We start from the raw sequence: 8959 nt of genomic DNA on the forward strand, positions 1-8959 counted from the left end.
GCTGAGTCGTGGATTATTGTGGATCTGCTTGGGTGGTTTTTAACAAAGTCTGCAAGTTTGCAGCTTTTGGTTTCACCAGCCAGAATTTACGGCTATAGAAATCAAACTCATGGCGGATTTTGTATGCCCACGCACTGCCTGTTTCTTTAATATGTTCATCTAAAATACGGCACAAGAACTCTTTATGTTCTTCCATCGATTCAGTTGAGATACGGTTCAATTCAATGAGTTCATGGTTGTAATGGTCAACGAAGTCATTATCTAAGTCCAGTACATAGGCAAAACCACCTGTCATACCTGCACCGAAGTTATGTCCCACTTTGCCAAGTACAGTCACAATCCCGCCTGTCATATATTCACAACAGTGGTCGCCTGCACCTTCAATCACCGCAAATGCGCCTGAGTTACGCACCGCAAAACGCTCACCTGCAGTACCCGCAGCAAATAATTTACCACCAGTTGCACCATATAGGCAGGTATTACCAATAATAGCCGTATTCTGCGTTTGGAATGGCGAACCTTTTGGTGGGAAGATGGAAATACGTCCACCCGCCATGCCTTTACCAACATAGTCATTGGCATCGCCTTCAAGTTTGATATGCAAACCTCCTGCATTCCAAACACCTAAAGATTGACCCGCAGTACCTGAAAGATTCACTTTGACAGGATGATGCTCCATGCTCAAGTTACCATAACGACGAGCAATTTCACCTGAAATACGTGCACCAATTGAACGGTCACAGTTGCTCACATTAAAGTAATATTCACCACCTGTACCTGCTTCAATTGCAGGCAACATCTCTGCAATCATTTTTTCAGCCAAGATGCCTTTGTCAAATGGCGCATTGCCTTCAACCTGACAGTATTGCGCTTTGCCTTCTGCCGCAGGGTGTGATTCCAACAAGGCGCTTAAATCCAAGTGCGCATGTTTTTCGGTTTCACCCGGTAAAATTTCTAGCAAGTCGGTACGACCAATCAAGTCTTTCAAGCTAGCAACACCCAGTGCAGCTAACCATTCACGGGTTTCTTCTGCAATGAAAGTGAAGAAGTTGATCAGCATTTGTGGTTCACCAATATAGTGTTCCTGACGCAAATGATCTTGTTGAGTCGCTACCCCAGTTGCACAGTTATTTAAGTGGCAAATACGTAAGTATTTACAACCTAAGGCAATCATTGGGGTTGAACCAAAGCCGAAGCTTTCCGCACCTAAAATTGCCGCTTTCACCACATCTAAACCAGTTTTTAAGCCACCATCGGTTTGCACACGAACTTTGCCACGCAAGTCATTCACACGTAATGCCTGATGCGCCTCACTTAAACCCAACTCCCACGGCGAACCTGCATGGTGAATAGATGATAGTGGCGATGCTGCTGTACCACCATCATAACCTGAGATGGTAATGAAGTCGGCATAGGCTTTAGCGACACCTGCTGCAATGGTACCCACACCCGGTTCAGATACCAACTTGACCGATACCATAGCTTGCGGATTGACTTGTTTTAAATCAAAAATCAATTGTGACAAGTCTTCAATCGAATAAATATCGTGGTGTGGCGGTGGTGAAATCAAAGTTACACCTGGCACAGAATAACGCAAACGTGCAATCAAACCATTCACTTTACCGCCTGGTAACTGACCACCCTCGCCTGGTTTTGCACCCTGTGCCACTTTAATCTGCAACACTTCTGCAGAAGTTAAGTAAGCAGGTGTTACCCCAAAACGTCCCGAAGCAATCTGTTTGATTTTCGAGTTACGAATAGTGCCGTAACGCGCAGGGTCTTCACCACCCTCACCTGAGTTTGAACGTCCACCAATGGTGTTCATGGCAATGGCAATGGCTTCATGTGCTTCTGGCGACAATGCCCCTAAAGACATCCCCGCTGAGTCAAAACGTGGCAGGATTTGCTCAACCGATTCTACTTGATCTAAGGCAATTGAATTGTCTGTTTTCAATTTAAAGAGATCACGAATAGTCGCAATAGGGCGATTGTTCACGATTTCTGCATATTCTTTAAAATCTGCATAATTGCCTGAACGCACTGCTTTGTGTAACGCATTGATCACATCTGGGTTAAAAGCATGGTATTCCTTGCCAAATACAAATTTCAGCAAACCACCCTGATCAATTGGCTTACGTGATTTCCACGCAGTGTCTGCCAGTTTTTTCTGATCATTTTCAAGATCGGCAAAAGTAGCACCCTGAATACGGCTCGGTACACCAATAAAGCAGGTATTCACCACTTCAGCAGACAAACCAACCGCTTCAAATAATTGTCCACCACGGTAAGAGGCTACAGTTGAAATACCCATTTTTGATAAGACTTTGAGCAAGCCTTTTTCAATACCTTTGCGGAAATTACTTTGCGCATAGACAGGGTCGCCCAATAACTCACCTTTGGCAATCAAGTCATTGATCACATCATAAGCCAAATATGGATATACCGCAGTTGCACCAAAACCGAGCAATACTGCAAATTGATGTGGGTCACGAGCAAAGCCTGTTTCGACAATAATGTTGGCATCGGTACGTAAACCGACTTGAATTAAGTAGTGATGTACCGCACCTGTGGCCATGACGGCATTGGCAGGCAAATAACCTTCACGGATTTTTTTATCAGTAAGCACCAATAAAGTTTTTCCATCACGCACTGCTTGCGCAGCTGCTTCACAAATACGCTGAATAGCAGCTTGCAAACCTTCACTTTCTGCATAGTTCAGATCGATGTCGGCAATTTCATAGCCTTTACGCCCTAAAGTGCGAATCTGATGCATTTTGGAATTGGTCAGTACAGGGCTTGAAATAATCAAGCGGTCTGCATGTTCTGGGCCTTGCTCAAATACGTTTTGTTCACGGCCTAAACAGGTTTCCAAAGACATCACGATAGATTCACGCAATGGGTCAATCGGTGGATTGGTTACCTGTGCGAATTGCTGACGGAAATAATCCGACACATGGCGTACCTGACGCGACAATACCGCCATTGGGGTGTCATCCCCCATTGAACCCACAGCTTCCTGACCACTTTCTGCAATTGGACGCAATAACTGGTCACGTTCTTCAAAGGTCACCATAAACATTTTTTGTGCAGCTTTTAAGGCATCGCCTTTTAAACCGTGATCACATAAATATTCTTCAAGCTCTGGGCTACCTTGTAAACGGATTGAATTTTCACGTAACCATTCACGATAAGGACGCATTCTTTTCAGATGGTTATTCACATCCTGCGTATCTAGCACTTTGCCAGTAAAGGTATCGACTACCAAAATTTGACCAGGACCAACACGTCCTTTAGAAATCACATCTTCAGGCTCATAACCCCACACCCCAATTTCAGAGGCCAAGGTGATGTAGCCGTTTTTGGTAATCACCCAACGTGCAGGACGTAAGCCATTACGGTCCAGCATACAGATTGCATGACGGCCATCCTGAATTACTAAACCTGCTGGGCCATCCCACGCTTCCATGTGCTTAGAGTTGAACTCATAGAAAGCACGTAAATCGGCATCAATGGTTTCTACGTTCTGCCATGCAGGCGGAACCAGCATACGCAAGGCACGGAATAAATCCATTCCCCCACCCACCAGAATTTCCAGCATGTTGTCCAAGCTAGAGGAGTCTGAACCTGTACGGTTTACAATTGGGTTTAGCTCTGTCAAACCTGGCAATAATGGATTTTCAAATTTAGGGGTACGTGCCATCGCCCAGTTACGGTTGGCGGTAATGGTGTTGATTTCACCATTGTGTGCCAAGTAACGGAATGGCTGCGCCAACGGCCAACGTGGCAAAGTATTGGTCGAGAAACGCTGGTGGAACACCACAATATGCGATGCCAAACGTTCATCGGCAAGGTCGGTATAGAAGTCTGCAATCGCTGCAGGCATCATCAAGCCTTTATAGCTGATCACGGTTGAGCATAGCGTGGTCACATAAAAATATGGATCGGCAGTCAATTGCTGCTCGGCACGACGACGCGCCAAGAATAATTTGCGGTTAAATTCAACTTCAGTCACACCCAATGGGCAATTGACAATAATTTGCTCAAACGCAGGCAAAGACTGCATGGCGATTTCGCCCAATGCGTCATTATTGGTTGGCACCACACGCCAAGCCAAAACTTTACAGCCTTCTGCTTCAATTTCTTTGGTCAGGATATTTTTAGCATGTGTCGCCAAGGCAGGGTCAAGGTTCAGAAATACTGTACCCACTGCAAAAATTTCGCTTAGGGTAATGTCACTTAAGCGTTTTGCTTCTTCACGGAAAAATTGCTTTGGCATTGCCAACAGCAAACCACATCCATCGCCCGTTTTACCGTCTGCGGCAATACCACCACGGTGGGTCATGCAACTTAAACTATGAATGGCAGTCTTGACGAGATCATGGCTTGCATCACCCTGCATATGGGCAATTAAACCGAAACCACAGTTATCTTTAAACTCATCCGGTTGGTATAAACCTTGAGCGGGAGCTACAGTATTAGGCGATGGCATGTGCATAGCGTACCCTTCTTTTACTTGCCCAATTGGGCCAATTAAACAATCTAGTTTTGCGATTTAACTCAATTTACAACTCTAAACATCAACCTTGGATAAATGAAATGTCACACATTTATTTTAATCTATGACGATTAAAAAGCTTGAATGACCTCGCTATCATTTACGCAACTTTTACACTTGAATGTAGCAGGCAAATTTGACAGTTTCGCACAATCATTGAATTTTTTGCGCCAAAATAGGGACAACAACTCAATTCACGCACCAATAAAAGCAAAAATAATGCCAACTTTATTTTTTTATTCAACCATAACCAAATTTCAGCATTCACTGCATAAATGTAAATTAAAATCTCATTTTTAAGTCAAATTCGCACTGTTTTTGTGCACTTCATTCTTTTTATACACCATGCTGCGCCATTTTAGAACGCATTTATGTATGAGAAGAATAGTTTTTTTAGATCAAATTGGTGCAATTGAGCCAAAATAGCTCAATGCGAATCATAGACAAAAAGAATAGAACAAATAAAGGCAAGCGATGGTTTGAATGACTAAAATGAAGCTAAAATAATATTAGAAATGTTTGTGATTAGTTAAAAGGATCACGCACTTCAGGTTCAGGTGCATCGGGCTGAACATGTGCAGTACCACTTTGTGATTTTTGTACATCCACGACATTACCCTCCTGATCACGGCGGGTAATCGTAGTACTGGTGGTACTATTTTGTGGGGCAACAGCCTGCGTAGTCGGTGCATTCGTTGTGGTTGCAGGTGGACGCGCTAAAACACTTTCATCTATTAAAGGCACAGCTGCAGGACGTAAATTTACTGCATATAATTTGGTTCTCAATCCAATTTCATCTGCCCCTAAATCATTGACATAAGGACGATAATCTGCAAATTGCACCACTACAGGCTGAATGGTTTCAGGAAATTTGAATGGCAGTGCTGTCAAAGCATGTGCAGCTTCGCGTTTATTGCCAAAACTACCATATAGCATCACATATTGTTCAGACTGCCCCTCACCGCTTAAACGAATATAAAACAGCTTGCTCCGATCTGTTTGCTTTTTAATAAAACTTTTTATGATGTTTTCATCACTGACCCGAAACAATTCAATTGTGCTGTTATTTTTTTGTTCCTGAATAAATTTAGTACCCCGAAATTCAGCCTCATGCAAGCCTGAAGCCGTTAATCGCGTGGTGAGCTCCAAAGGTCGAACTTCTTCTTGTAAACCACCTAAATAAGTGGTTGCAGCAACCTTTTCAGGTTGAATTTGCAGATCAATTTCAGACTCAGGTTGTTTTTCAATTTCAACCAGTTCGTCACGGTCAGTCACCGCCCAAAAAATCAGTGCCGCCAATAAACACAGCACCGCGCCCAGCAACCAAATCGACTGTTGAATTTTTTGCCAGTGTGTACGCAGTGCTGTCATATGCTGCCTTTATGCTTGATTGGCTATAATCGCCTGTTTCATCAATTCTAAGTCAAACTCTTTGGTGATGATGGCTTGACCTAGTTGCTTCATGAGCACCAAACGCAATTGACCATTCAACACTTTTTTATCATGTGCCATATAAGCCAAAAACTTGTCCAGTGGAATTTTCGGACATACTATCGGTAAATTAGCACGAGAAATGATTTTTTTTGTACGCTCTAGATCTTCGGCAGAAATCCAGCCCATGCGCTGCGATAAATCAGCGGCCATCACCATTCCTGTCCCGACAGCTTCACCATGTAACCATTCACCATAACCCAAATAAGATTCAATTGCATGCCCAAAGGTGTGCCCAAGATTCAATAAAGCGCGCTCACCTTGCTCTTTTTCATCATTAGCAACAATACGTGCTTTGTGTGCACATGAACGATATACCGCTTGTGCCAATACGGCAGGATCACGCGCCACTAATGCTTCCATATGCGTTTCAAGCCATTCTAGAAACTCAACATCCCCCAAAAGCGCATATTTAATGACTTCGGCTAAGCCTGCAGACAACTCGCGCTCAGGTAAAGTATTTAGTTGAGACATATCGGCCAGCACCACTTGTGGTTGCTGAAACGCGCCAATCATGTTTTTACCCAGTGGATGATTAATCCCGGTTTTGCCACCCACACTTGAATCGACTTGTGACAATAAAGTGGTCGGTACTTGAATGAAGTACACCCCACGTTGGAAGCTTGCCGAAGCAAAGCCTGCCATATCGCCAATCACGCCACCACCCAAAGCCAGCACTGTACAGTCGCGGTTAAAACCCGCTTCAAGTAAAGCATCGAAAATAAGAGTCAGATGCTGAATATCTTTGTATTGTTCTCCATCAGGCAAAATACAGGTTGCCACTTTTTTGCCCAGTGCTTCAACAGCGGTCACATAGTGACTTAAATACAAAGCTGCAACCGTGGTATTGGTTACAATCATTACTTGCCGCCCTTGAATATAAGGTGCAAGTAGTTCTTGGGGTTGAAGATCACTACCAATAAAAATAGGGTAACGGCGATCGCCGAGTTCAACATGTAAAGTCTGCATGAAAAGAGTCGCTTTCTTCCTAAGATATTTGCTCTGAAACAATCGTATTTAATATTTTTTGTGCCAAATCACGTGCAGCACCCTGATTGGTTTCAATAATATAATGTGCCACCTCACGATACAACGGATCACGCACTGCAAGCAAATCGCGTAATTTTTGTTCGGGGTTTTCGACTTGAAGTAAAGGACGATTTTTGTCGCGATAGGTTCGCTGAAGTTGAATTTCAACAGGAGTATATAGATAAACAACAATACCGCGTTGTTTTAAAAATTCACGATTCGAGGCTTGAGTTACCGCACCACCACCTGTAGCGAGTACAAGTTTATGCCGTGTGGTTAACTCATCAATGACTGCTGTTTCACGACCACGAAACCCTTGTTCGCCTTCTTTTTCAAAGATCCAAGGAATCGTAGCGCCTGTTTTACGCTCAATTTCATGATCACTGTCTAGAAATTGACGCCCTAACAATTCCGCCAAATGGCGTCCTACAGTAGTCTTACCTGCCCCCATCGGCCCTACCAAATAGATATTTGGTAGGGTATCAAACTCTTTGCTTAGCAAGGAGTCACCTATAAATTTTGTTTAAATTGAAAATATATTAATGATTTCTTGAAACACTGTCATTAACAATTCGTGGTGTAACAAAAATCAGTAACTCACGTTTGTTTTCCGACTTAACATCTTTACGGAATAAACGTCCGATATAAGGAATATCGCCCAAGAATGGAACCTTGGTTTGAGAGTTAGCCGTTTGTTGCTCAAAAATACCGCCCAAGACTACAGTTTCACCATTGTCCACTAAAACGTTGGTATTTACGGCGTTTTTGTTAATGGTGAGCTGACCTGTAGGTGTTGCTGCACCTGGTGAGTCACTGGTAATATTTAATCGCATTTGAACTTTACCATCAGGTGTGATACTTGGAGTCACATCCAGACTTAAAGTCGCATCAATAAATTCAGTGGTCGATACCGCATTGACACCTCCACCCTCAGAAGATTGATACGGAATTTGAGTACCCGATGCGACTTTGGCATTTTGCTTATCTGCAGTCAGGATTTTTGGTGTAGAAATCACTTCACCGTAACCATCGGCTTGTAATGCAGACAATTCCAAATCTAGCATAAAGTCAGACAAACTGATTAAACCAAAGGCAATCCGGCTAGCACCTGCACTGGTCACTCCTAAATCGACATTCAGGTTTTGCGGACGTTCAATTTCATACTTCCAACCACCCGTATCATCATCTTTTTCTGGTTCACGTAAGTTCCACAAGGTCGTATCACTACCACCGACTAACAAGTGATTATTGTTGGTAATCCCTTGTGACAAGATGCCCCACTTCACCCCCATTTCTTTGGTGAAATCTGTGGTTGCACGGACAATACGTGCTTCAATCATCACCTGCTTCACAGACACATCAAGCAAATCAATCATTTGACGAATCTGATCAATTTTTGCCGATGTATCATTAATGATTAAGGTATTGGTACGTGGATCTACCGACACTGTACCGCGAGGGCTGAGCAAGCTGCCCACACTATCACCTAATGGGTCAGTACTTGAACTTGTGTTGGAACCACTACGTGAGTTAGAGGCATTTTTACCATCAGTAATCAGCTTCTCAATATCTGCCGCTTTGGCATAGTTCAATTGAATATATTCAGTTTGTAATGGCGCCAACTTGACACTTTGCGCAATCGCTTTGGCTTCTTCTTCTTCGGCTTTAATCAATTCAGGGCGAATTCAAACATGAGGTGCGACAGTTTGAAAAGTCTTATGATAATCAACAAGCTGAGCAAATTTCTCTAATGGTGTAAGCCAATCTAACGCTTTTCTAGGACGAGTATTCAGTGACATGGCAACTTGATTTAAATAATGCTGATCTGCCTGATTTAAATCAATCCCTTTAGGTAAATATTGCCTAATTAAACCATTCATATTT

General features: G+C 43.2%; 4 protein-coding genes and 2 pseudogenes. All 6 read right to left on the reverse strand.

The annotated features are described in order from the left end of the window. Window positions 1–13: 13 nt before the first annotated feature. A complete protein-coding gene (gltB, locus tag L6C30_RS11865; RefSeq protein WP_236163133.1) occupies window positions 14–4489 on the reverse strand; it encodes a glutamate synthase large subunit in 4476 nt (1491 codons plus the stop codon). Window positions 4490–5080: 591 nt separating this feature from the next. Further along, window positions 5081–5926 carry a hypothetical protein gene (locus L6C30_RS11870; protein ID WP_236163132.1) on the reverse strand — a complete coding sequence of 282 codons (846 nt, stop codon included), beginning with the start codon at window positions 5924–5926 and terminating at the stop codon, window positions 5081–5083. A gap of 9 nt (window positions 5927–5935) precedes the next feature. After that, on the reverse strand, window positions 5936–7015 hold the full coding sequence (aroB, locus tag L6C30_RS11875) for a 3-dehydroquinate synthase (protein WP_236163131.1): 1080 nt from the start codon (window positions 7013–7015) through the stop codon (window positions 5936–5938). Between the two features lie 19 nt (window positions 7016–7034). Beyond that, window positions 7035–7577: a shikimate kinase AroK gene (gene aroK / locus L6C30_RS11880; RefSeq protein WP_230245469.1), complete on the reverse strand. Its 543-nt coding sequence runs from the start codon at window positions 7575–7577 to the stop codon at window positions 7035–7037. Window positions 7578–7614: 37 nt separating this feature from the next. Further along, window positions 7615–8751: pseudogene (locus tag L6C30_RS11885) on the reverse strand (type IV pilus secretin PilQ); the annotation flags it as partial. A gap of 9 nt (window positions 8752–8760) precedes the next feature. After that, window positions 8761–8959 (reverse strand): annotated as a pseudogene (locus tag L6C30_RS11890) (IS30 family transposase); the annotation flags it as partial.

The sequence above is a fragment of the Acinetobacter sp. KAM396 genome (genome assembly GCF_021602765.1).
In the GTDB taxonomy this organism is placed as follows: domain Bacteria; phylum Pseudomonadota; class Gammaproteobacteria; order Pseudomonadales; family Moraxellaceae; genus Acinetobacter; species Acinetobacter towneri_A.